23 protein-coding genes are annotated in these 26,876 nt (G+C 24.3%); 20 read left to right on the forward strand and 3 right to left on the reverse strand.

The window, feature by feature from the left end; genetic code table 4:
• Window positions 1–92 precede the first annotated feature (92 nt).
• Genes DMC14_RS02825 through DMC14_RS06475 form a run of 3 tightly spaced genes read left to right on the forward strand, consistent with a single transcriptional unit; the run spans window position 93 to window position 2,698 of the window.
• Window positions 93–428, forward strand: coding sequence for a S1 domain-containing protein (locus DMC14_RS02825; RefSeq protein ID WP_116171708.1), 336 nt, complete (start codon window positions 93–95; stop codon window positions 426–428).
• Entirely contained in the window at window positions 418–1,728 is a 1,311-nt protein-coding gene (locus DMC14_RS06470; RefSeq protein ID WP_116171709.1) for a glucose-6-phosphate isomerase, read from the forward strand. The genes DMC14_RS02825 and DMC14_RS06470 overlap by 11 nt, the downstream gene beginning before the upstream one ends.
• A gap of 1 nt (window position 1,729) precedes the next feature.
• Window positions 1,730–2,698 carry a lactate/malate family dehydrogenase gene (locus DMC14_RS06475; RefSeq protein ID WP_116171710.1) on the forward strand — a complete coding sequence of 323 codons (969 nt, stop codon included), beginning with the start codon at window positions 1,730–1,732 and terminating at the stop codon, window positions 2,696–2,698.
• Window positions 2,699–2,792: 94 nt separating this feature from the next.
• On the opposite strand, the gene DMC14_RS06480 is transcribed toward DMC14_RS06475, so the two are convergent.
• Window positions 2,793–3,971 carry a hypothetical protein gene (locus DMC14_RS06480; protein WP_116171711.1) on the reverse strand — a complete coding sequence of 393 codons (1,179 nt, stop codon included), beginning with the start codon at window positions 3,969–3,971 and terminating at the stop codon, window positions 2,793–2,795.
• Between the two features lie 201 nt (window positions 3,972–4,172).
• On the opposite strand from DMC14_RS06480, the gene DMC14_RS02845 reads away from it, so the two are divergent.
• From DMC14_RS02845 to arcC, 12 genes are all read left to right on the forward strand, one after another.
• Window positions 4,173–4,916 (forward strand): ATP-binding cassette domain-containing protein, encoded by a 744-nt coding sequence (locus tag DMC14_RS02845; RefSeq protein ID WP_116171712.1) that lies wholly within the window; start codon window positions 4,173–4,175, stop codon window positions 4,914–4,916.
• 199 nt (window positions 4,917–5,115) lie between these two features.
• Entirely contained in the window at window positions 5,116–6,033 is a 918-nt protein-coding gene (locus DMC14_RS06485) for an ABC transporter ATP-binding protein (protein WP_116171714.1), read from the forward strand.
• Window positions 6,034–6,035: 2 nt separating this feature from the next.
• The gene (locus DMC14_RS06490; protein WP_116171715.1) at window positions 6,036–6,998 is read left to right on the forward strand and encodes an ABC transporter permease; all 963 of its coding nucleotides are present in this window, start codon (window positions 6,036–6,038) and stop codon (window positions 6,996–6,998) included.
• Between the two features lie 388 nt (window positions 6,999–7,386).
• Window positions 7,387–10,158: a magnesium-translocating P-type ATPase gene (gene mgtA / locus DMC14_RS02860; protein ID WP_116171716.1), complete on the forward strand. Its 2,772-nt coding sequence runs from the start codon at window positions 7,387–7,389 to the stop codon at window positions 10,156–10,158.
• 242 nt (window positions 10,159–10,400) lie between these two features.
• A complete protein-coding gene (locus tag DMC14_RS02865; protein WP_116171717.1) occupies window positions 10,401–11,165 on the forward strand; it encodes an ATP-binding protein in 765 nt (254 codons plus the stop codon).
• Window positions 11,166–11,324: 159 nt separating this feature from the next.
• A complete protein-coding gene (locus DMC14_RS02870; protein WP_116171718.1) occupies window positions 11,325–13,262 on the forward strand; it encodes a coiled-coil domain-containing protein in 1,938 nt (645 codons plus the stop codon).
• Between the two features lie 498 nt (window positions 13,263–13,760).
• A complete protein-coding gene (locus DMC14_RS02875) occupies window positions 13,761–15,320 on the forward strand; it encodes a reverse transcriptase domain-containing protein (RefSeq protein WP_175393447.1) in 1,560 nt (519 codons plus the stop codon).
• A 121-nt stretch (window positions 15,321–15,441) separates the two neighbouring features.
• Window positions 15,442–15,840: a hypothetical protein gene (locus DMC14_RS06495; protein ID WP_116171720.1), complete on the forward strand. Its 399-nt coding sequence runs from the start codon at window positions 15,442–15,444 to the stop codon at window positions 15,838–15,840.
• Window positions 15,841–15,986: 146 nt separating this feature from the next.
• A complete protein-coding gene (locus DMC14_RS06500) occupies window positions 15,987–16,367 on the forward strand; it encodes a type I restriction endonuclease subunit R, EcoR124 family (RefSeq protein WP_277870959.1) in 381 nt (126 codons plus the stop codon).
• Between the two features lie 291 nt (window positions 16,368–16,658).
• Window positions 16,659–18,299 carry a lipoprotein 17-related variable surface protein gene (locus DMC14_RS06505; protein ID WP_116171722.1) on the forward strand — a complete coding sequence of 547 codons (1,641 nt, stop codon included), beginning with the start codon at window positions 16,659–16,661 and terminating at the stop codon, window positions 18,297–18,299.
• Window positions 18,300–18,557: 258 nt separating this feature from the next.
• Window positions 18,558–19,601, forward strand: coding sequence for an ornithine carbamoyltransferase (argF, locus tag DMC14_RS02895; RefSeq protein WP_116171723.1), 1,044 nt, complete (start codon window positions 18,558–18,560; stop codon window positions 19,599–19,601).
• A gap of 2 nt (window positions 19,602–19,603) precedes the next feature.
• On the forward strand, window positions 19,604–20,539 hold the full coding sequence (gene arcC / locus DMC14_RS02900) for a carbamate kinase (RefSeq protein WP_116171724.1): 936 nt from the start codon (window positions 19,604–19,606) through the stop codon (window positions 20,537–20,539).
• Window positions 20,540–20,588: 49 nt separating this feature from the next.
• On the opposite strand, the gene rlmB is transcribed toward arcC, so the two are convergent.
• Both rlmB and cysS read right to left on the reverse strand, forming a co-directional pair.
• A complete protein-coding gene (gene rlmB / locus DMC14_RS02905) occupies window positions 20,589–21,278 on the reverse strand; it encodes a 23S rRNA (guanosine(2251)-2'-O)-methyltransferase RlmB (protein WP_116171725.1) in 690 nt (229 codons plus the stop codon).
• Complete coding sequence (gene cysS / locus DMC14_RS02910; RefSeq protein ID WP_116171726.1) at window positions 21,278–22,492, reverse strand: cysteine--tRNA ligase; 1,215 nt, start codon at window positions 22,490–22,492, stop codon at window positions 21,278–21,280. Before cysS ends, rlmB begins: the two co-directional genes overlap by 1 nt.
• Window positions 22,493–22,632: 140 nt before the next feature.
• Here cysS and DMC14_RS02915 point away from each other — a divergent pair, with 140 nt between their 5' ends.
• From DMC14_RS02915 to DMC14_RS02935, 5 genes are all read left to right on the forward strand, one after another.
• On the forward strand, window positions 22,633–23,556 hold the full coding sequence (locus DMC14_RS02915; protein ID WP_116171727.1) for an SPFH domain-containing protein: 924 nt from the start codon (window positions 22,633–22,635) through the stop codon (window positions 23,554–23,556).
• Window positions 23,557–23,633: 77 nt separating this feature from the next.
• Complete coding sequence (gene argS, locus DMC14_RS06510; protein ID WP_116171728.1) at window positions 23,634–25,259, forward strand: arginine--tRNA ligase; 1,626 nt, start codon at window positions 23,634–23,636, stop codon at window positions 25,257–25,259.
• A gap of 7 nt (window positions 25,260–25,266) precedes the next feature.
• The gene (locus DMC14_RS02925; RefSeq protein ID WP_116171729.1) at window positions 25,267–25,821 is read left to right on the forward strand and encodes a DJ-1/PfpI family protein; all 555 of its coding nucleotides are present in this window, start codon (window positions 25,267–25,269) and stop codon (window positions 25,819–25,821) included.
• 242 nt (window positions 25,822–26,063) lie between these two features.
• Window positions 26,064–26,549 carry a hypothetical protein gene (locus DMC14_RS02930; RefSeq protein ID WP_116171730.1) on the forward strand — a complete coding sequence of 162 codons (486 nt, stop codon included), beginning with the start codon at window positions 26,064–26,066 and terminating at the stop codon, window positions 26,547–26,549.
• Complete coding sequence (locus DMC14_RS02935; protein ID WP_116171731.1) at window positions 26,549–26,830, forward strand: hypothetical protein; 282 nt, start codon at window positions 26,549–26,551, stop codon at window positions 26,828–26,830. Before DMC14_RS02930 ends, DMC14_RS02935 begins: the two co-directional genes overlap by 1 nt.
• The last annotated feature ends 46 nt before the right edge of the window (window positions 26,831–26,876 follow it).

Genomic DNA, 26,876 nt, shown 5'->3' on the forward strand with positions numbered 1-26,876 from the left:
TTAAAATACATTATATATTAAAAACTACACAATTAACCATTTTTAGTAGTTATAAATATATAATTAAATAGTATATATTAAAAGGAGAAATTATGGAATACTCAGTCGGAAGTATAATTAAAGCCAAAGTTCAACGTATTTCTAAAAATGTTATAACTTTTGTTACTAAGGATTTAACTAGATGTTATTTAAATATATCAGAAGTTAGCGATTATTATATTAAAGACCTAAAGTTAATGTTTAAATTAGATGATATAAAGGAATTAATTATTCTAGAAATAATGCCTAATAAAACATTAATTGTTTCATATAAACAAATACATCCTAAGGAACTTAGAAATCCATTTAAGTTTAAATTAGATAAGAAAAATACAAATTTTAAGGCTTTATTAGAATTTACAAATAAAGGAATAGATTATGGCAATTAAAAACAGAATTGAAATTGATTGTTCAATGATTTTGCAACGAGAAAAAATAGAAGATAAATATTTAGATATTACTAATGAATTGAATTCAAAAATTAATTCTAAAGAAGCATTAGGACAAAAACATTTAGGTTTTTTTGAAGTTACAAAAAATGTTCAACCCGGTGATTTACAAAAAATAAAAAAAATAGTTAATTATTTAAACGATGAAGGAATAGAAGTATTTGTTGTTATAGCTCCAAAGTATATATGTTTACAATCGCAAGCTATTATAAATCTTGTTTTTGGAAAATATAATAAATCTAACATTGAGGTTATATATATAGATGAAAATATAGACGGTAGGGATATAGCTCAGTTATGCCAATATCTTGAAAATAGAAAATTTGCTATTAATGTCATAAGTAAAAGTGGAGATAATATTGAATCATTAGTTATTTTTAGAGAATTGGTTTCAATATTAAATATCAAATTAGGAAAGCAAAATTCAAATCAATATATTTTTGTAACTACAAATAATAATTATGGGAAATTATTTCAAATTGTTCAATCTAAAAAATATAATCATTTAGTATTGTTGGATAATACAACAGATAGATTTTTAAATTTTTCGGCAGCAGTACTATTGCCCCTAGCTTGTGCTAAAATAGATATCGAAAGCTATATGGAAGGTGCAAGAGAAGCCAATGATTATTATTCTTCCACACCTCTAAACAAAAATAACTCTGCATATTTTTATGCTGTAACTAGATTGATATTACATAAAGCAAAATGAAAATATGAAAACGTTATTGTTAATTCTAATTCATTGAAAGAATTATCACAATTAATAGCAATGTATTTTAATGTTACAACTTATAGAAAAAATAGAGGAATGATTGTTAGAAGCGGTGTTTATCCATCTGACGCTAAAATAGAATCGCATTTCTTTTCAGAAAAAGAAGGCAAGATAATTGAAACACAATTTATATTTAAAAATACCTTAGTAGATTATAATGTCGCTTATATGAGTGAATCTGAAGATGATGAATTTAGTTTTTTATTTAAACGCACATATAATGATATTAGTAAAACAATTAGCAAGGCAGTATTTGATAACCACTTTACTTATGAAGTTCCCAATATAAAAGTATTAATTCAAGATTCAGATGCTAAAACATTGGGTTGAATGGTCGCCTTTATACACCGTGCCTCAATCATGTCTGCATATTTGATGGAAATAGACCCTTTTGAAGATGATGGGTTAAGAACTTATAATATAGAATTAACAAAAAAATTTAATGAACTAATGGGAGGAAAATAAAATGACTAAAATTGGAATAATAGGGGTAGGAGCAGTTGGTTCAGCATTTTTATACGCTTCTTTGAATAAGTGAATTGAAGCAGATTATATCTTAGTAGACAAATTTATTGAGTATGCAAAAGCTCAAGCGAAAGATTTAAGCGATGCTGCTTGTTCTATGACTAATAATGGTTCTACTTTTAAAGCAGGAACATACAAGGAATTAAAAGACGCTGAAATTATTGTTATAACTGCATCAGTTAAACCAAAAGAAGGCTCATTAAAAAATAGACTTGAATTATTAACAGACAATGCAAATTTAATAAAAGAAATAGCTCTTAATGTTAAAAAATCTGGTTTTAAAGGAGTAACTATAATAGCATCTAATCCAGTTGATATTATGGCTTCTGTTTATGAACAAGTAACTGGTTTTGAAGCTTGCAAAGTTATTTCTTCTGGTACTATTTTAGAAACAGCAAGAATGAAGAAATTTTTATCAGAAAAAATAAATGTAAAAGCGGGATCAATTACAGGTTTTGTTATAGGAGAACATGGAGCTCGTTGTTTAATACCTTTTTCAAAAATGAGAATAGGTCTTGGATCTTTAAAAGATTGATTAGCAAATGGAACTATTACTAAAGAATGATTAGATAACTTGAATCAAAAAGTAAAAGATGAAGCTTTTGAAATTATTACCGGAAAAGGTATAACTAATTTTGGAATAGGTGAAAATCTAGCCGAAATAACTCAATCCATATTAACCGATAGACAAGCTGTGTATTCTTTAGGAGTTAAATTGCCAAAAGAATACACTAATAGTGGGATTTATTTTGGACTTCCAGTAATTTTGGGCAAGTGCGGATATAGACATTTACCAAAAATTAGACTTGAACTAGAAGAACAAATAATGTTCGATAGTTATTCAAAAGAAATGAAAGAAACAGTATTAGAAGTACTTCAAAAATTAGAAATAAAACCAAATTTTGAATAAGCTAATAGCTTATTTTTTTTATTTTTTGAAATTAAAAACACAATCAATTTCTTATGATTGTGTCTAATATTATTGTTTAGGTTTCAAATAATGTCTATTTTTTTATAATGTTTAAGTATAAATCTCTAAAATGCTCATATGTTTTTTTATATTTTTCCAGTATTTCTTTTAATCATGGAGATTTTAATTGCATAGCTAAATTCTCTGGCGTATTAATTTCTTCGTAAATAGTTTTTATAATATTATAAGAAAAAACAAATTTATCTACTTTTGATTGATATTCGTTATTTCCTTTGTTTTTAACAACTTCGTCATATTCTTTGTTTATTTCTTTAACAAAAAACTCAAATTGTCTTTTTTCTCTTTCTTTGAATTCTTGTACTTTTTTAGCAATATTTTTATTTTTATTCTTAATTTCTGTCAATAACTCTTGAAATTCTTTTTTTGTTGAATATTTTGATTCAATTTCTAAAATTAAAGGTAGTTTGTTAATACTTCATACTTCAAATTGAATTATATGTTTTAATTCCAAAACTTCCATACTACTTAATAAATTTAAATATTGAACTTGCTCTTTCCAATATTCTTTATCTTCTAATTCTTTTAAGTGTATTTTATAAATTTGTTCAATTTTTTTATTTTCATCTCTTATAAGACCTAAAAGTATTTGGCTCTTAATTGTTAAAAAAGCAAATTCATTTGTATATTTTTCTAGACCATTGTCGTCAAATCATTTTTTGACATTTTCTACAATATTTTCAAATTCTTTTAATCCCTTTTTATATAAATCATAATTATCTTTTTGTATTTCATTAAAAGTAATTTGCGAATTTCTTATTTTGCTTATGTGTTTATCAATATTATCGTTTCATTTATTTTTTAAATTTCCAAAATCATGACTTTTAATTTTATTTAAATAAACTTTAAATTCTTTTCATTTTGCAATTATATCTTTTTCTTTTGAAGAAGAAACTTTTGATTCTAATTCGGGTATTTCTTTTTTAATATTTTTTAAAGAATTATCAAAAGCAACAATAGCTTCGATATTTTGTTGACCTTTTAATATTTTGCAAACCTCAATATGTCTTTGAATATCTTGTTTTCAAATATCTATTTTATAAGAAAATGAATTTTCTCTTTTATTGTTTCGAACAGCGTAATAAATACCAACTGTTGTTGCGGGAATTAAAATAGCAACAGAGGGTACCAAAGTGCCTATTAAAATTTGAGCACGTTTTGATAATGCCGTTTTTATATTATTTTTGTTGTCCATTTAATTATTTACCTTTCATTCATATAAAAATACATTTTGTTTTATATTATAAATGAAAAACAGTAAAGTAAACATAAAAAACACCTTATTTATAGCATTTTTTTAATAAAAAAGGTACTAAGCTTTTTAAAATTAAATTTTTAAATATATTAAAGTTAAATTAATAGGTGATTTTATTAATATTTTATTTATAATTTTTGTATGACAAAAATAGATTTCAATAATTACACAGCAAAATATAAAAAAGATAATAAAACAATATTAGATAATATAAATATATCAATTTCTAAAGGAGAAATGATTGCTATTATTGGAAAATCAGGAGCAGGCAAAACAACAATATTTAATGCCTTACTAAAACAATTAGAAATTGTAGATGGATCATTGTTAATAAATGATAAAAATATTAAAGATTATTCAAAAAAACAATGAAAAAACATTATTAAAAAAGTTGGTTATTTGTCTCAAGAACCCAATTTAATTGAGCATCTAAATGTTTATGAAAACATATTACATTTTTATCCAAAATATACAAATCCTTTTTTTGCTTTTTTAAAAATTTTAAGAAAAAATCAAAAAGAAGAAATTTTTAATTTGCTTGAAGAACTTGATTTATTAAATAAGGCATATACTAGGGTATCAGAATTATCAGGTGGACAAAAGCATCGAGTTGAAATAGCTAAATTATTATTAAAAGATGTAAATTTAATTTTAGCTGATGAACCTACTTCTAATTTGGATATAAAAACCGCTAAAGATATTATGTCTTTAATTAAAGAAATTAATTGAAAACATAAAACTACCATTTTAGTAAATATACATGACCTTAATATTATTAGATTATTTTTTGATCGTTATATTTTTATTAAAGATGGTAAATTATTGAAATCTGGAAATCCTAAAAATTTAACCCAAAAGCAAATAGAAAAATTGTATGAATCATAGTAATATAATAAATCCCAAAAGTTATTTTATTTTTTGGTTTAGCTTTTGGGAATTTATTATATTTATTCTTTAGAAAATAAATTACTAAAAAAATAAAATAAATAAGTTTAAAAGCGCTTCAAACATAAGAGAAATAAAACCCAATTTTCAATAAGCCATTTGCTTATTTTTTTGTTATTATTTTAAATGAGGCAAAAATATGAAGGAATATGCTATTGAAATAAAAAATCTTTATAAAAAATACAAAAATAAGGAAGTTTTAACAAATTTATCATTTAATGTTGAAAAAGGTTCTTTATTTTCCTATTTAGGTTTGAATGGCGCTGGCAAATCTACAACTATTAATATTCTTTGTCAAGTTTTAAATAGAGATTCTGGCGAAATAAAAATTTTAAATAAAAATATAGATAAAAATAGTTTGGAAATAAAAAAAGAAATAGGAATAGTTTTTCAAGGAAGTTGCCTAGATAAAGATTTATCAGTTTTAGCAAATTTAAAAACAAAAGCCTATATATATGGTATTTCTAAAAAAGAATTTAAAAATAAACTTGATTTTTTAGATTCAATATTAGATTTAAAACCAATATTAAAATCTAAATACAATCGCTTGTCTGGTGGGCAAAAAAGAAGAGCTGATGTTGCTCATGGATTAATTAACAATCCAAAAATCTTATTTTTAGATGAACCTACAACTGGATTAGATCCAGTTAATAGGCAAAAAGTATGAGAAGCTATTATGTATTTAATTAAAGAAAAAAATATAACAATTTTTTTAACTACACATTATATGGAAGAAGCAGAAGCATCTAATAAAATAATAATTATTGACAAAGGTAAAATTAAAGCAGAAGGAACGCCTCTTGAATTAAAAAATAAATATTCTTACAATTTTTTAAAAATTTATTGTGAAAAAAATGAAAAAACTGAAGCAATAATAAAAAAGAATTTTAAAGAATATGAATATAATCAAGACCATTATTTAATAAAAATAAAAGATTCTAAAAATGTACATAAATTATATGAAAACAAAGAGTTAAAAGAAATTATGAAAAATATAGAAATTATTAAAGGTAATTTACAAGATGTATTTTTAAATGTAACAGGAAAGCGAATATAGAAATGAATTTTAAAACAAATTTAAAACAATTATTTCATTTATCTAAAAGACACTTTGTTGTTTTTATGAAAGATAAAGTTTCATTCTTTTTTTCTTTACTATCTCCCTTGTTGGTTTTGGTATTGTTTTTATTATTTTTGCAAAAGGTTCAAACGAATGAAATAATAAGTAAGGTTCCTTCAGTTCCTGAAATAAACAACTATGCTAATTGATTAACCTTGTCTTGGGCTTCTTGTGGTATTCTTGCAGTTTCATGTATAACAGTTACTTTAGGCGCTTCTACAAGAATTGTAGATGACAAAATCAATAATGTTGATTATTTATTTAAAGCATCTCCTATTAAAAAATCTACTTTGATAGCTAGCTACATTCTTGCCACATTTTTTACTTCATTTATAATTAATTTAGTTTTTTATTTTGTTATATTATCTTATTTAGCAATATCTAAAGCTTTCTTTATATCTGCAGCATTAGTTTTTTATGGAATATTAATTATAATAATTTCAATTTTGTCTTCAGCAACGATGTTTATTTTGATACTTAGCTTTTTTACTAAACATAATCAAGTGGCAATTTTTAGTTCAATAATAGGATCAACAATAGGCTTTTTAGTATGTGCATATATTCCTTTATGAGTACTTCCTGATTTTTTACAAAAGTTTGTTTTATTTGTTCCAGGCTTTTATTCTGCTTCCTTATTCAAAAAAGTTTTTTTATATGGAACATTAGAGAAAATTAAAACTCAAAGTTTGCCAACATATAATGCCTTTAAAGATAAATATTCATACAATACAGATTTTTTTGGTTACAACATGCCGGATTGAGTAATGTTTTTAGTTCTAATATTAACTTCAATTATCTTTTTTTCTATTTTTGTAGCTATTAGCTCAAAAAGATTTGGCTATAAACCAATAACTATTAAAATTAAAACGAAAGAAACAAATGATTTTGTACAAAAAAAATAACCCCGCAAAAGAGCTTATTTTTTGAATCTTTGTAAAACTAAAATAAATTTTAAGAATTGCATAGGGTTATATAAAAAATAAAAAATTTTAATTTGATAAAAAACTTAACTTATTAAAGATGGTAAATTATTGAAAACTGGAAATCCTAAAAATTTAACACAAAAGGAAATAGAAAAATTATATGAATCATAGCTATTACTATGATTTTTATTTTTTAGTTTTAAAATACTTATTTTAAGGTAAAATTTATATCATAAAAAAGAAAGGTGACTTAATGGAACTACAAAGTGGTGAGCGCAGCAGCAAAAAGAATATTGTGTTTTCAATAAGCACAATCTTTTAATTGTTTTAAGCTGCCTCTTATTTAAAAAAATAAGGAGCAAATAAGATGAAACATAAATCAAATAATACTGTTTTGCAAGATAAACAAAAACTTTCTAAACAAGAATTAAGAAAAAACTTAATCAATCAAAGACTAATAGAAGCTTCTAATAGTGATTTTGAATCATTATATACAAAATATAATAGTACAAAAAATGGTATTAAGGATGAAGATCAAATAGAAGATAATCGTGACCTATATGGTGAAAATAAAATTTCAAAAAAAGGTGCTGACACTGTCGGAAAAAGACTTGTTAGATCATTTTTCAATTTATTTAATATTATTCTTTTAGTTTTGGCTTTAATATCGGCCATAATTGATATTATTATTCCATTATCTAAAAGTCCTAAGGAAGAAGCTAATTATGTCACTATGATTATAATTTTGGTTATAGTTTTTACAAGTAGTATTATTCATTTTATACAAGAACAAAAATCTTCATCTAGTGCAAATAAATTAATAGCTATTATTGAAACCACATGTTTAGTTGAAAGAAATGGTGTTTTAAAAGAAATACCAATGGATGAAATAGTTGTAGGTGATATTGTTCACTTAGCTGCTGGAGACATTATTCCTGGAGATGTTAGAATTATTTCTGCAAAAGACCTTTTTGTTTCTCAATCATCATTAACTGGTGAAAGCGATGCTATTGAAAAATATGGAGAAATTGACATGAAAGCTAGTTATGATAGTTTGACTGATAGACACAACTTAGCATTTATGGGTTCGAATATTATTTCAGGATCAGCTAAAGCAATAGTTATAGCTGTAGGTAATGATACATTTATTGGTAATGTTGCATCTAAATTAAACGAAAAACAAGTACCTTCTAATTTTGAAAAGGGAATTAAAAAAATTTCTATTATGCTAACAATTATTATTGCATGTGTAATTCCTGTGGTATTTTTAATTGTTGGTTTAATGCATCAAAAAACCGAAGGAGCAAATGCTTGAATTAATGCATTATTATTTGGAATATCTATAGCTGTAGGGTTAACTCCTGAAATGCTGCCTATGATAGTAACAGCATGTTTATCTAAAGGCTCAATAGCAATGGGCAGAGCTAAAACTATAGTTAAGAATATTAATTCAATTCAAAACTTTGGAGCTATGGATATTTTATGCACAGATAAAACAGGTACTATTACTCAAGATGAAATTATATTAGAACGTCATTTAGACGTAAATGGTAAAGAAGATGCCCATGTATTAAAATATGCTTTTTTAAATTCATATTATCAAACAGGACTTAAAAACTTATTAGACAAATCTATAATTAATAGAACTCTTGATTTGGCAGATGAAGAAAAATCATTAGATAATCTAGAATTACATTATTTAAAAATTGATGAAGTACCTTTTGATTTTAATCGTAAAAGAATGTCAGTGCTAGTTAAATCTTTAAAAAATGATAAGGTTACTTTGATAACAAAAGGAGCAGTAGAAGAAATTATTAATGTATGTAATAAGATTTATCTTGATGGTAAAGTAGTTCCTTTAGATAAAAAAATAGTAAAGAAAGTTTTACGTAAAGTAGAAGAATTTAGTGAAGAAGGAATGAGAGTTGTTGCTGTAGCTTCTAAAAAATCTAATATCCAAGCAGTTGGAAAGTTATCTGTTCGCGATGAAAAAGAAATGACTTTAATTGGATATTTGACATTCTTAGATCCTCCTAAAGACTCGGCCGAAGATGCAATTAAAAAACTGCATAATTTAGGGGTAGAAGTAAAAATTCTAACAGGAGACAATCCTTTAGTTACTCAAGCCGTTTGTTCAAAAGTCGGTATTCCTTATGATAGAATCCTGCTTGGAAAAGATATAGCAGAACTCTCAGATGAAGAATTAAAAATAGAGGTTGAAAAAACGCAAATATTTGCAAAATTAAGTCCAGATCAAAAAGCTAGAATTATTACTATTCTTAGAAAAAATGGACATGTTGTAGGATATATGGGCGATGGAATTAATGATGCCCCAGCAATGAAAGTAGCTGATGTATCAATTTCGGTTGATACAGCTGTTGACATAGCAAAAGAATCAGCTAATATTATCTTATTAGAAAAAGATTTAAATGTATTAGCAACAGGAATAGTTGAAGGAAGAAAAACACATGCTAATATTAATAAATATATAAAAATGACAATTTCCTCAAATTTTGGCAATATATTTAGTGTTGTAATAGCTTCTATTATGTTGCCATTTATACCTTTAGCTCCAGTTCAAATAATTTTCTTAAATTTAATATATGACTTTTGTTGTGGAGCAATACCATGAGATAATGTTGATAAAGAATTTATAAAAACACCACGGCAATGAAATCATAAATCTATGCTTAAATTTATGTTTTGGTTCGGACCAGTGTCATCTATAGTTGATATTATTACTTTTGTCGTTTTATTCTATGTGTTTGTTCCTAATCAAGTCGGAGGTCAATGAAAAGATTTGACCAATGCATTTCAACAAATGCAATTTAAACATTTATTTTGAGCAGGATGACTTGTTACTTCAATGTGAACTCAAACATTTGTAATTCATTTTTTAAGAACTAATCAAATGCCTATTATTAAATCCAATGCTTCAAGTGCAGTTATAGTTTCTACTATCTTAGGTGTTGGAATAATAACTGCTATGCCTTATATTCCTAAAATGAATTCTTATCTTTCTTTAGCGCCATTGCCACCTATTTTTTATGCTTGACTTGCAATGTTTTTAGGTATATATATTACTTTAGTTCAAATAACAAAAATTATTTATAAAAAGGTATATCATGAATTTTTGTAAAAACAAGATTGAAAAAATTATTATAAAATAATATTAAAACATAGCATTAAAAAATAATAATAAAATTTTCCAGCTTAGCTTATAATAATAAAAAATAACTTTCAATTTAATATTTTTTTATTGTTTCAATGGAAATAAAGTATATTAAAAATTTTTTATAATGTGCTTATTGTGCATTTTCTAGTAAAACATAAAACAGGAATTTAAATTTCTTTTAAATATAGTCATATAATTTTAATATTATGAATAAAGAACAAGAAGAAAAAATCAAGAAACTAATAGAGAACTTAAATAACATAGGATATTTGATTAAAGAAAATACTAAAAAGACGGAATGGCATTATTTAATTAATTTTAAAAATTCAAAAGCTGTTGTAAACGTTCATTTTGATAAAAAGAGTAATACAAAAATTGTAGTAAATGGTGAAAAAGCTAAATATGATATATATTTACAAACTTTAGTTGAAAATTTTTGAAACGAAAAAATTGATTTAGAAAAAAATAATTTGGATATTATTGAACTAATAGATAATAAAAAAGAATTATCTTTTTGTGATTATAAAAAAGAATATTTTAGTAGTGATAATAAAAATAAAACAAGCGATCTTCTAAAAGACATAATTTCAATGGCTAATAATTTATATAAAGATGATGAATCGAAAAAGAGAAATAATTCATATTTAATATATGGTGTGGACGATGAAGGAAATGTTTGTGGTTTAATAGAAAAAGATAAAAAACTTTTGAATCAAGAATACTTGAACAATCTTTTAAAAGAAAAAGATTTTGCGGGAAAGAAAATTCCTAAAGTTAAAGTTAAAACTATTTACTATAAATCTATCGAAATACTTGTTCTTGATATAGAAAAAAATATAGATGCTCCATATTATTTGTTAAAAAAATATGACCAAACATATTCTTATGCTATTTATACAAGACATAATTCATCTAATAAAGAAGCAGAATACGAAGAAGTAGAAGAATTATGAAAAAGGCATTTTAATTAATCCAATTAAAATAAAAATAATATATAAATTATTACTTCATAAAAAAATAAGGCTTAGGCCTATTTTTTTGCTTAATTTTAGTATTTTTTTTGTAAATTTTAAACAAATTTAGTATAATTTTTTAGATTAACAGCATGCAATGCAGAAAGAGGAAAAATTTTGACCCCAAATGATAAAAAAATAAACAATTTTAATGTTAAAAAACCAAAAGCCAAAAAAGCTGGAATTATATTAGGTTCAATGCTGGGGACTATTGCAGTTTTAGGAGCGGCAGGAACAGCTATTTATTTTGGTTTGAAACACAAAAATAAAGCTCAAAAAAGTAATAAAACAGATTCAAATATAAAAGACGCTAATGATTCAAAAGCAAAAACAATTACTGAAATTAATAAAAGAATTTTAATTTTAAATGAAGTTATTGATAAAACCAAAAATTCAAAAGATGATTTAAATAAATTAGATGAAAAATTATCTTCATTAGAAAATAAAACTAAAGAAATTGAAAAAGAATATGAAAAAGATAATAATGAAGAAAATAAAAAAGACACTAATATTAATTCATCTTTAGAAAATTTAAAAAATAAAATAGATGAATCTAAAAAAACAATAGAAGACCTAAAAAATATTAAAAATTTAAATTTAATAAACAAAAGCATTGAAGAAATCAACAATAAAAATCAAGATGTTTTAAATAACCAAAACAAAGTTGAAAACTTAACAGATAAGACAAGAATTTTAATTAATGAAATTAATAATCAAAAAAATAATTTAAAATCTTTTGAAAAAATAACAGAAGATTCAAAACAAGAAATAAAAGATAAAGTTTTGGAACTACAAAATTTAGTTAATGAAATAAATACTAATTCTATTCCTAGTTATATTCAAAAAATTCAAGATGCTATTGAAGAACTTATAAATGATATGAAGCTTAAGGCTGACGAATTAAATAAAAATCCAGATGATATTGAATATTTAAAAAATACATTACCAAACTTAGATAGTTCAATAAGTAATGCAACAGATTTATATGAGAAATTAGCTTTAGATAAAAATTCATTTTTGAAACCGATTTTAGACAATTTCAAACTAAAAATTGATGAATATAATGAAATATCAAAAGAAGCACATAAAAAATTGAATGAAGCTGAATTAAGAAGACAGAAAAATGTAATTAACGCTTTAAATGAAGCTAATAAAAAAATAAAATCTGCAATAGATGAAACATACACAAATAATTCAATAGACCCAACTGAGGCTAAAAAAAATATTGAAAAATTTGAGCCTATAATTCAAAAAATACAAGATGTTTACAATCAAAATAATATTGATGTTAATCAAAAAGCTCCAATACAAGAACATTTAGATCAACTTAATACAAATTTAAATAGATCTAAAGAAAGATTATCTGAATTAAAAGCTCGTGCAAAAGAAGAATATAATAGGATTTTTCAAAGTTATATTCAAAAAATACGTCAAATAGATTCGTCTACTCCTCCAGTAGTTGGACAATGAATGATAAGACATCAAACAGAAGCATATAAAATTTTTAATAAAGACCCTAATAATTTTAATTTTTTACAAGAAGCTATTGATTATTTAGAACCAAAGATTAAATTATTGAATTTAAACAGAGGAAAAATGATTAATATTTATGCTTCTTATAAAAATAATTTAAATAAAGGTGAAAATGATACTACAATTAAAAAATATTTAGATATACAAAAAACGTATCTAGATAAATTAAAAGAAATAGAAGGCAATATTGATTATTTTGCTTCTGACTTAGATGATTCAACAATTATTAGTCAAATGACTGATTTGTATTCTCAATCTATTTTAAGAGCTAATGTTGCCGAACAAGCACTTGAAAATGTAGTCATAGAATATCCTTCAAACAAAACTTTTTTAAATACTTTTAAAAATGAAATTAAAGGTAAATTAAATGGCACTTATACTCTGCCAGTAGAAATATCTTATTTTGAAGTATCTAAACAAAGCGATAAATTTGTTATTCTTATTGTATTAAAAGTGGATGGTGTTGCTTTAAATCATAATAGTATTTCAAAAACAATAACTAGTTCACAATTTGCATCATAATAAAAAAGTAGGTTTGAAAAACATAAGTAAAAATCATAGAAAGTTAGAATTTTCTAGATTGCTAAATCAAAAATTTAAGTTTAACACCTTATTAATAAAATATTTGTGTAAGCTATAGTACCCCTAAAGTCGGACCAAACAATGGAATAACTTTAGGGGTTTTTATTATGAAATTAAAAAATAAAGACAAAATAAAGTAAATTAAGTAATTATTTTTTATAAAATCTTGCAAAATATAATTATATTTTCAAATAAAAAATAAAAATTTTTGTTTTTGCTAAACTTTTAACTAATTTTTATTATTTGATATGTTTTTAAATTTTTATAATAATGCTATAATTTTATTAGCGAGTAATTAGAAAAAGTTTGGGTATCTCAAACTAAGACAAAAATGGTAGAAATAATCTACAATTGCTATATTCCTTCGATAACACTATATGTTACGAATGATTGACTATGTCAAGTAAATATAAAGGTAATAGCTCGCGTTTTTTTATTATGAAAAAATTTGAAGAAATTAAAAAAGTTGAAGATCTAGCAAAAGCATTAAATATAACAATAAATAAGTTATATTATTTTTCTAATAATTCTAACAAGCCAAATAAATTGTACACACAATTTACTATAACCAAAAAATTAGGCGGCGAAAGAACTATTAATGCTCCAAAAAAAGAATTAAAAAAAGCATTGAATAAGCTGTTTATTATTTTAAAGAATCGTCATTTGAATTATACAAAAGAGAAAAAAATAAAAGATAAAATATCTTTCGGTTTTAAAAAAAACAACGGAATCATTGATAATGCAAAAAATCATAGAAATAAAAAATATGTTTTAAACGTTGATATTAAAAATTTTTTTGATTCATTTCATTTTGGAAGAATTTGTGGTTTTTTTATGAAAAGTAAAGAATTCAAAATTAATTCTAAAAATAATGATACAGTAAAAAAAATTTCTATTTTAATATCTAATTTACTTTGCTATAAACAATGTTTGCCTCAAGGATCACCATGCTCACCTATTTTGAGCAATTTAATATTTAGAACTATTGATTATGAAATATTAAAATTATCAAAAAAATATAAATTAAAATATACAAGATATGCAGACGATATGACATTTTCTACAAACGACAACAATTTTTTAAATTCTTACGAAAATTTTATATCAGAATTAAATGAATGCATAAATAAAAATGGATTTAAAATTAATGATAAAAAAACACAAATAGAATTTTATAAATCTCGTCAAAGGGTGACGGGATTAGTTGTTAACCAAAAATTATCTGTCCGTAGAGAATTTTATAAAAATACTAAATCAATGGCCCTGAATTTCTATAGAAATGGATATTTCAAAATAAATGACAAGATAGGAAAATTAAACCAGTTAGAAGGACGCTTTAGCTTTATAAATCAAATAGATAAATTTAACAATATAGAATCAAATAAGTATGAAAATAAAAATAAAGATTTTTATTATGTTTTAAATTCAAGGGAAAAACAATATAAATTATTTTTATTTTATAAATTTTTTTATAATCCGTCTAAGCCTATAATAATTACTGAGGGGAAAACAGATATTTTGTATATTAAGGCAGCATTAAAAAAATTTTATGAAAAATATCCTAACATAATACAAAAAAATTTAAATGGTACTTTTTCATATAAAGTCAAATTTTTAGCTAAAGAAAATAAACAATTTTCAAATTATAAAGAAAGATTAGATAAAAATTTTCAACAAATAGAAATTATATTAAAAGATGTGATAGAAAATATAGATGACAAAAAACTAGAAGATATTATTCAATATGTTATTGATTCTATTGAAAAAATTAAAGAAATTTTTAAATCTAAGATAGTTGCGAATAAAACAAGTTTTGAAAAAATTAAATTAAAGTTAAATTATTTTTGAGAAGAAATTGTAAATAAAAAAACTAGCAAAGAATTAAATGAAATTTGAAATGAAATTATAAATATTTATAAAAATATAAAAATAACAAATTTAAAAAAAGTAAATAAATTTTTATACTTTTTTAAATATTGATTCTTTCGGGGCTTCTAATTTAGAAAAAATTATTAATTTATACAATACAGACATTCAAAACTATAAGAATACAGGATGATGTTGAAATTATCTAAATAGAATTGTCAATAAAAATAAAAAGCCAAAAAATCCAGTTATTTTGCTTCTAGATAATGAAGATGGAAAAGATAAACCCTTGCGAAAAATAAATAATAAATTAAAAGATAAATCTAAATTTGAAAAATTAAAAGAAAATCATTACATTAATTTAAATGAAAATTTATATATATGAATAGTTCATAAAAATAAAAAAATAGAAAAGGAAAATTGAGAAATTGAAAACTTATTTTTAGATACAACTACAGAAACAACAATTAATGAAAAAAAATTTGAGTGAAAATACCCAGATTTATCTAAAACTGACTATATAAAAACCTATAGCAAAAACATTTTTGCTAAATATGTTTATAAAAATTATGAAAATATAGATTTTAAAAATTTTATTCCTTTTTTAGATGATTTAAATGAAATTTTAATAGAAGCCGAAAATAAAATTTAAATTAAAGAACGTTATTTAAATACGCTAATTTAGGGGTGCTTTTTTTATTAATTTATAAAAATTTTTTTACTTTTTAACATTTTTAACTTTTTTATATTTATTATTATAATTCTTTTTTTGTAATATGTCATATTGGAATAATTATCATATATAATAAAAAAGAACCAAAAGAAAAACTTATTGAATTAGTTAATAACAAAATCGATAGTAACATTGGTCTTAAATCTAAAAAAGATCTTATTTTAAAATTTGTAATGGACAATAATATTTCTCAATGACATGATCAAGAAATTATTAAGCAATTTGAGCAAAATACAAACCGACAATATCAAAAAGATTTAAGCGGAATATGTATAAAATATGAATTAAATGAATTAGATGTAAATGATTTTCTTTATAATTCATTTTTAACTAAGAAAATTAGTCTTGAAGGCACTTCTTTTTTAAATTTGGTTAAAGGATACTTTAAAAAAATAAATACCCATCTGTTAGAGATAAAAATAGTGCTTATAATAGAGCAGTTTTAAGACAAGAAATATATAATGAAATCGAAAATTTATATTATAAATATTCTGAACAAGATAGAGACAATGTTTAAAATTATTTTTATTTTTTAATACTGTTAAATACCTGTTTTTAATTATAAATAGGTATTTTTTTATTTTTTAGAACAAAATTAACATTTTTGTTAAAAAATATTAAATTTTATATTTGTTTTTTGCAATAAATTTTCTTAAAATTTTTTTCTTTTTAAACTTTGCTAAAATTAAGGTATATAAAACATTTTATATATAGACAATTTTTAGAAAGGAAAATTAATGAAAATTAACAAAAAATATTTAATGCTATTAGGTTTTATACCTGGGTTAGCAATAGCTCCAACGATGATTGCCGCAGGTTGTCAAAAAATCGAAAAAGAAGATGAGGTAAAGAAATTTGCTAATCCAACTTATCCTAATATCAGTAAAGTAAAAATAGAGAATTTTGATAAAAACAAAGTAACTATTGAATCAAAATTAGGCTGAACTTTTACTATTAAGGCCGCTCAGAAAGATGCAACTAATAAAAAAATAATTTTAACTATTGAAGCAACTAAATCTTCAACTAAATATACATTTACAAAAGAATTAACGGGGTTTAAAGAAGAACCGACTTCAACTGAATTAACTGAAGAACAAGTTAAAACACAAACAATAGTTGATTATCCAAATAAAGAAAATACTTTATTTAAAGAAATTGATAGTACAAAATTTACAATTACAAACCCTGAAGGTTGAGCTGGAGAAATTCAAAGCTTTGTAAAGGGCGCTACAGACGATATTGTGGTAATAACAATTAAATCTACAAAAAAAGATAAGTTTTATACTTTTACAAAAGAATTATCAGGTTTTAAAATTTCAGCAGAAGCAGAAATATTGGCTGATGTAATTGTTGAATTAACTGATGAGTCAAACAAAAAATTAACAGAAGCAGATTATCCAAATTACTATTCTTCGCATAATTTTAGCTACGAAGGTAAAAGTAAAAGCAATAAATACAAATACTATATTTCAAAAAGTGTAGAGGATCTACAAGAAGGAACATTAAGAGTTAGAATTACACAACAAGACTTAGAAGGCAACGATAATGGCGAGGAAGCTTATTTAGTTATAAAAGGCTTTAAAAAACAATTAGCAGAAGATGAAAATGATGCCAAAATTACTATTAAGAATTTATTGGAATCTCAATATATAACTAGATCATCTAAGTCTATAAAAGAAGAAGAAATCGAGTTTTCAAGTTTAAATGGAAAATATGCATACCAATTAATTGGTATTGATAGTTCTACAGTTGGAGAATTAGTTGTGAATTATATTCAAAAAAACGCCGAAGATAATTCAACAATAACACGACACCAAAAAACAATTAAAGGTTTTAAAAAAGATTTTATTTTTGATCAAAATGATTTATTAGTTCAAATGCCATTTGGTATTACAAATGAAACAACTACTGAAATAAATGGAAAAATTTATGCTGAAGCATTAAGAGATACAGATTTACCAATCAATTTAAATTCAAAAAGTGAAGATTATACTTATGAATTTGTTTCAAATACAGTAGATGTAACTGCGGGAACTGCGGTTATAGTGGCCAAACAATTTGCTTATGGAAAATTATTAGGAAATATAACTATAACAATTTCAAATTTAAAAACTGGCGAGCCTACCAAATGATCGGAAGCAGAAATTCAATCAAAAATAAATGTTAACTATAAAGGCGACAAAAGCACAATTCAAGCAGAAGCTACAAATGAAGAAGATTTTGAAATTGTTTTAGGAGAAGATATTTTAATAATTAAAAGCAAAGAATTCGCTAAATTTAATTCAACAGGAATTGTAAATATAAAACTATCTGTTTCTTTAAATTATTCAAATAAAATATGAAACATTACTATTTCAATAAACGGTTTTAAAAACTAATTTATTTTAACAAACAAAAAGCATAATTAGCATTTTATTTAAAATTTGAGTAATTATGCTTTTTTATATTAAAATGCAAATTTAATTTTTATATTTTGTTTAATATTTTATATAAATTACATTAATAATAAATTAAAAAAAATTGTTATAATTTAAAAGTGTTTTATAAAATAAAAACACTAAAAGTCTATCTAAAAATATTAAAAAATAAATATGCTTGTTTTTAAACGAGTATAGATAAACAAAATAGGAGAAAAAATGCCAATGAATTTAAAAGGTCGTAGTTTAGACACAGCTCTAAAATTTACAACCGAAGAAATTAATTATTTATTAGATCTTTCTTTAGATTTAAAGAAAGCTAAAATGCAAGGATTACATGTTAACAATCGTCCTTTAGTAGGAAAAAATATTGTTATAATGTTCCAAAAAGACTCAACAAGAACACGTTGTTCTTTTGAAGTAGCGGCTGCTGATTTAGGAGCAAGCTGTACATACATTGGACCAACAGGTTCAAACTTTGGTAAAAAGGAATCAGTTGAAGATACAGCTATGGTTTTAGGAGAAATTTATGATGGTATCGAATTCCGTGGATTCAAACAATCAGATGTTGAAGCTCTAGCTAAATATTCAGGAGTTCCGGTTTGAAACGGTTTAACTGATGCTGAACACCCAACACAAATGTTAGCTGATTACTTAACAATGAAAGAATACGTAGGAGACCTAAGAGGCAAGAAAATTGTTTTTGCTGGCGATATTAAAAATAACGTTGCTCGTTCATTAATGATTGGTGCTGCATTCTTTGGAGTTAACATTGTTCTATGCGGACCAAAAGCTCAATGAGATATTGTTAAAAATGGACCAGACCACAAAGAAGTTTACAAAGCTGTTCAAAAATTATTTGAACGTAATGGTGGATCAGTTTCATTCTCAGACAACAAAATTGAAGCTGCTAAAAATGCAGATGCAATTTACACAGACGTTTGAGTATCATTAGGAGAACCATTTGAATTATTTGAGTCACGTATTCAAGAATTGGGTGATTTCCAAGTTGATATGAAAATGATTAAGGCAGCTAAAGAAAGTGTTATTTTCTTACACTGTTTACCTGCATTCCATGATGATAAAACTTTATTCTCATCAGAAATTAAAGAAAAATTAGGTAAAAAATACCCAGTTGTTGCAACGGGTGCTATGGAAGTTACCGACGAAGTATTCCAATCAAAATACAACAAATCAATTCAACAAGCTGGAAACCGTATGCACACAATTAAAGCAGTAATTTTAGCTACAATAGGATACTAATTATGAGTAGAATTGTTATTGCTTTAGGTGGTAATGCTTTAGGAAATACTCCAGCAGAACAAAAAGAATTAGTAAAAATTCCTGCAAAAAAAATTGCTGAATTAGTTAAAGCTGGGCACGAAGTTATCGTTGGACATGGTAACGGCCCACAAGTAGGTATGATTTTTAATGGATTTGTAAGCGCAGCTTCAGTTAATTCAAAATCACCATTAGTGCCATTGCCAGAAGCTGGAGCTATGTCACAAGGATACATTGGTTACCACATGGTTAATGCCATTACCAATGCATTCAAAGAAGAAGGATTAACAGATAATGAAGTTCTATATATTTTAACTCAAACAATTGTTGATCCAAAGGACCCTGCTTTTTCAAATCCAACAAAACCAATAGGACCTTTCTTTAGTTCAAAAGAAGAAGCAGAAGTAGCTAACCCTAACAGTGTTATTGTTGAAGATGCTGGACGTGGTTTTAGAAAAGTTGTTGCTTCACCAAAACCAATCAACTTTGTTGGTATTAATCAAATTAAAAATGCCATTAACTCAGGTGCTACTGTAATCGTTGGTGGTGGTGGTGGTATCCCAACAGTTAAAGATAAAAATGGATTTATAGAAGGTGTTGATGGTGTTATTGATAAGGACTTTGCATTAGCAAAAATGGCTGCCTTATCAAATGCAGATTATTTTATAGTTCTAACAGCTGTTGACTATGTTAAAGTAAACTTTGGTAAACCAGACCAAAAGGACTTAAAACATGTTACAAAAGCTGAATTAGAAAAATACATTTCTGAAAAACAATTTGCACCAGGCAGTATGTTGCCAAAAGTACAAGCTGCAATTAAATTCGTTGAAGAAGGCGGAAAAGCTGCATTCATCGGTGATTTAAAAGATTTAGAAGACATTATTGACGAAAAAATCGGAACAAAAGTTACTTTAAACTAATTTTAAATTATATATAAAAAACTCGGTACATAATGTGCCGAGATTTTATTTATTTTTCTTTTGTCAATTCATATAAAACTATTCCTGTTGCTACCGAAACATTTAGCGATTGAACAGAATTTGCTTTTTGAGAAATATATATAATTTCATCAGATTTTTTTAATAAAGTTTTAGATACACCTGTTCCTTCGTTTCCGACAATGATAACGCTAGGGTTACTAAATTTGATTTTATTTAAGCTTGTAGCCTTTTCATTCAAGGCTGTTGCATACATCCAAAAACCGTTCTTTTTTAGAAACTCAATTGATTCTAATAAACTAGCAACTTTTATAATTTTGATAGTTTTAAAACCGCCTGAAGATATTTTTAAAACTGTAGGTGTTACTTCGACTGCTCGATCTTTTGGTATTATTATATGTTTAATTCCAAAAACATTAGCTGACCTAATAATTGCACCAAAGTTTTGAGGATCTTGAATATGATCTAAAATTAAAACATGATTAGGTTTATCTTTTATTATTGTTCCTATATCATAATATTGAAATGGGGCAATTTTTGCTATATATCCTTGATGGTTGCCATTTATTATTTTATTCATTTCTGACATACTTAAATAAGAGATTTTATTAAATTTAATTTTTTTATTATCAGTTCCTTTTAATAAATAAATTTCCAAAATAGGATAATTATTTTCGAGTGCTTCTAGAACTGAATTTTTTCCATAAATAAAGTTTTTCATTATATAATGTTTCTTTTCTTTAATTCATCTCTTATTGAGTCGGCTTGTTCATAATCTTTATCTTTTATTAATTTTTGTCATTTTTTATATATTTCAATGTCTTCTTTGTTAAGTTTATTTTTAGTAAAAATAAAACCTAAAATAGATAATGTTTTAATAAAAGTGTTTGCATCTTTTTCTTGCTTTGATAATTTGATTATTTCTTTATATGCTTCAGAAAAATTTAAGTTAGCTATGTTAGTTATTATTTCTATAATTTTTTGTTCATCAATTGGGTTATTATTGTTTTTTAATTCATTTTGGTTTTTTATAACTATAAATTTATTAATTATAGCTTGATTTGCTTCTAATAATTCATCAGTTAAATTAATAGGTTTTGAATAATTTGTTGTTAGCATTAATAATTTATATGTATCCGTGCTATATTTTTTTAAAAAATCATGTGGAAAAATTAAATTACCTATTGATTTAGACATTTTTTGGTTTTTATAATTTAAGGTTCCAAAATGCATTCATTTTTTTGAAATAGGTTTTTTATATATTGAATAATGTTGAATGTTTTCATTTTCATGATGTGGAAAAATTAAATCAATTCCACCGCCATGTATATCTAGTGTTTCTCCGTTAAAGTATTTTGATATAAAACAACTACATTCAGTATGTCAACCAGGCCTACCTAAACCAAAAGGACTATCGAATTTAATTCCTTCTGTTGTTGATTTTCATAAAGCAAAGTCTTCAGGATTTTTTTTGCCATATTCATTTGATTCATCAGTAACTAAATTATCAATTTTTTGGTTGCTTACTGACCCATATATATCTTTAAATTTTCTTACATCAAAGAAAACATTACCGTCAATTTTATAGGCAGATTTATTATTTATCATTAATTGTATATATTCATACATATCTTTTAATGACTCAGTTACTTTAACAATTTTAGTAGGTTTTTGAAGATTAAAAGTATCAAATAATTCTAAATAGTACTTTGAATATTTTTCAGATATTTCTAATTCTGTTTTATTTTTTTCAATAGCTTTCTTAATAATTTTGTCATCTATATCAGTAATGTTATTTAAATAATAAATGTCTTCGCCTAAATATCTTTGAGCTCTAATCATGATATCAAAAGTTACTGTTGGTCTAAGATTTCCAATATGTGGATAGTTGTATACTGTTGGACCACATAAATAATATTTTTTTTGCATATTCATAATCATAAATTATAAGTAATTTATTGTAGTTTATTAAGAATAAGAAAATAAAATTATTTTTTTTAATATTTAACGCTATTTTAAATAATAAAAATTTTATATTTTATAATATAAGTATACAAAATATTAGGGAAAATAAGATGAGCACAGGACAAATTTTAGGAATTGTATTTGGTATATTAGGCACTTTATCAGCCATAATAATTCTTTTATTATTAGTAGGTCTTAGAGTAGTTAAAAATAGGGATTTTTTTATTATTGAAAGATTAGGTAAATATTATAAAACATGAACAAGTGGATTACATTGAAAACTATTAATCTTTGATAAGATAGTTGAAAAAAACACTTTTAAAGAAAAAGTTTTAGATTTCCCAAAACAGGATGTTATTACTAAAGATAACGTTGTTATGGAAATTGATACAGTTGTTTATTTGGAAATTTTTGATCCAAAACTATTTACATATGGAGCAGAACAACCTATGTATGCAGTTAGAAACTTGACTGCAACAACACTAAGAAATATTATAGGTAATATGGAATTAGATGAAACACTAACTTCAAGAGACATTATTAACGAAAAACTTAGAGATGTCCTTGATGAAGCCACTGATAAATGAGGAATGAAAGTTCTTCGCGTTGAATTACAAAATATTTTGCCTCCAAAAGACATAAGAAATGCTATGGAAAAGCAAATGAGGGCAGAACGGGAAAAAAGAGAAAGAATTTTAGAAGCAGAGGGAATTAAACAAAGCGAAATAACAAAAGCTGAAGGTTTCAAAATTGCAACAATATTAAAAGCTGAAGCTAAAAAGCAAGAAATAATTCTTGAAGCAGAAGCAAAAAACAAATATATGCAATTATTAAATAGTTCAGTTCCAAATGATAAAACTATTTTGCTTCAATCATTAGAAACATTAAAAAAAATAGCAAATGGTTCTAATAATACCTTAATTCTTCCATCAGAAATAACAAAAGTAACATCATTAGCTTCAATTTTTAATGAAGCACTTAAATCAAATGCTAGAACAACAAAGACTACTAAAGAAAAAGGCGACAGTAAATAGTTGCCTTTTTATATCTTTTTATTAATGTAATAAAACTAGTCAAACATTTTGAATTTTAATTATATAATTATAATATTATGAAAACGGCAAAAGATATTATTATAAGCTCAATTGAAGAAGCTTTAGAAAAATTAAAAATTAATAAAAAAGTAGTTTTAACGGAGGCAAAAAACTACGGAGACTATTCAACTAATATTGCTTTAACTTTGCAAAAAGAACTAAATAAAAAAGCAACAGAAATAGCTCAAGAAATTGTTAAAAACATTGATTTAAATAAATATAAAGAAATTTCAGAAATTAAAGTCGCAGAACCAGGCTTTATTAATTTTTGAGTATCTAATTCTGTTATATCAGATACTATAAATCTAATTAATAAACTAGGTTCAGAATATGGAAACGGTTCTAAAGAAAATAAAGGAAAAATAAATATAGAGTTTGTTTCTGCAAATCCAACTGGTTATTTGCATATAGGTCATGCAAGAAATGCTGCAATTGGCGCAACACTGTCAAACATATTAGAAAAAGCCGGTCATAAAGTTGTTAGAGAATATCTTGTAAATGATTATGGAAATCAAATGAATAAATTAGCTATTTCTATTTATTCAAGATATCAACAAATATTTGATAAAAAATATGAACTACCTGAAGATGCATATAGAGGTGGAGATATTATAGAATTTGCTCAAGCATTTTTTGAAAAATATAAAGAACAATTTAAAGGTGCTGAATATACACCAGAATTAGAAAAATTATTTAGACAATTTGGTAGAGAATTTGCTTTAAAAAATATTGAAGAAGATTTAAAAAAATTTGGAGTGTGATTTGATTTATATACATCAGAAAAAGCTCAATATGAAAAAGATTTAGTTTGACCTGCAATTAGAAGATTGAAAACTACATATAAAAAAGATGGAGCCACTTGATTGCAAACCACAAAAGGCGGCAAGGACGATAAAGACCGTGTAATTATTAAAACTAACGGTGATTCAACTTATTTATGTGCCGATATAGCTTATCATGAACAAAAATTTAGACAATTAGAAGACCCGGAAAAAGGAATTATAATTGATGTTTGAGGAGCTGATCACTCTGGATATGTTGAACGTGTTAAGTTTGCTTTTGAAGATTTGGGTTATAGAAGAGATCAATTAGAAATAATTTTATTTCAATTGATTAGAGTTATGAAGGATGGCAAAGAAATTAAAATGTCTAAGCGTCTTGGAACATCTTTAACCTTAAGAGAATTAATGGATGAAGTTGGTAAAGATGCAATTAGGTTCTTTTTAATTGAAAGATCATATAATTCGAAAATTGATTTCGATATTAAAAAAGTAACCAGTTCTGATGAAACAAATTCAATGTATATTATTAAATATGCTCATGCTCGTTGTGTTCAACTATTACAAAAATTATCGTATAAAAATCCACAGGCCAAAGATTTGAGTGATGAATATTCACAAAAATTAGTAGCGGAACTAAAAGAATACCCAGATTTAATATCTACAATGGCTAAAACATATAAAGTTAATTTATTACCTCCTTATTTATTAAAATTGGCCGGAGCTTTTAATTCATTTTATTCAAATGTAAAGGTTATTGATTCTAAAAATGAAGAAAGCTATGCAGCCTTAGTTTTAGCGGTTAAGAATGTCTTAGCTGATGCTATGAAATTAATGGATCTTGATATTCCAGAAAGAATGTAGAGAAAATATGAAATTATTAATTTTAGTGCATAATGATTTTAACAATATAGAACTTGGAACCACATATTCTATATTTAATTATTTCAATCACTTTGATAAAATAACAATTTTTAATCCTAACAAAAATTTAAAGTCTGTTACGGGGCAAGGAAATGTTTTAAAATTAGATTGTGAAAATAAAATAAATATAGAAGAATATGATGCAATTTTTATTCCTGGTGGCAAGGGAGCTCAAACATTAAGAAAAGATAAAGAATCTTTAAATGCTATAAAACATTTTAAAGATAAAAACAAATATATATTTGCCATTTGTGATGCTCCTAATGTTTTATATGAAAATAATATTATAGATGACTCTATTAATTATAGTTCCTATCCAATAAGCTCTAATTTTAAGCATGGTTTAAAAAGAAATAAAAAAAATGTTACTATTGATGGAAAAATAGTAACTGGGAAATGCCCCTCAGCTTCTTTGGAATTTGCCCTAGAAATTTTAAAATTGCTTTTTAATATTGATGAAGTTAATGATTTTATAAAATATATGAAAGCAGATTTAGAATAATTAGAATGTTTTATAAATTCAAGTTTAATTACAGTTAATTATCTGTAAAAGCTTGAATTTTTATTTTTTAATTACATTATTTAATTTTTAAAAAATAAGCAAAAAATCAAGTTGTATTAAAAATTAAGGCTTTTTTATTGATTTTATATAATTAATTATTTAATTGCTTTTTTCATTGATAGAATTGAGATATATAGAGTGTATTTATCTATATATAAAAAAATAAGTTAGGAGAACATTGATTGAAAAAAATTTTATTTTTAGGGAGTGCTTTAGTAAGTGTGCCTTTTACTATTGTCAGCGCTAAAATAGAAAAAAATAATGAGATAGATATTTCATTAACACAAAAAAATGCTTTAAATGATTATAAAAATATAATTAGAAATAAAGATGTTAAAATAAAATTTACAAAATATTTAGATGTTGATAAAAAATTAAGGTCATTACTAGTTGTTTATGTAAATAAAGGATATTCAATAATAAGTTTGGCAAATGGCAAAATAATTGAAGTTAATCCTTTAAGTAAAAAATACTTAAATTTTAATAAAGAAGTAAATGATAGTCAGGTTTTTGTTACTAAGGAATTATTTAGCCACGGAATGAATTACGCAATAAATGATAAATCAAGATCAAATATGAGTCAAAATAAATTTTTCAAATATGATAATAAATTTATAGATGGATGAGACTTTGAACAAATTTTAAAAAGAAAAGGAATAATATCATAATGAAAAAATTTTTTCTACTTAGTTCATTAATAATCCCTACTATACCTATATCTATTGTGTCTGCTTCTTGTGGCCTATTACCAGAATATGACAAAAAAGAATTACATGAAAATATTGAAAAAATTAAAGGCTTAAAAATAGTTTCAATTTCAGGTGGATTATCAAAAGAACCCGCTTATAAAAAAGATGATATCATTTTTAGTTTAGAAGATAAGAGTGTTGATCCTAATTATCAATCTATAACTATAAAGGATTTTAAAGGGTGAAAAAGGAAAAGATAAAGTAATTTACTTCTTAATTCCTTATAAGGATAAATTAAAGTATAAA

Source organism: Metamycoplasma phocicerebrale (assembly GCF_003383595.3).
GTDB classification, from domain to species: Bacteria; Bacillota_I; Bacilli_A; order Mycoplasmatales; family Metamycoplasmataceae; genus Metamycoplasma; species Metamycoplasma phocicerebrale.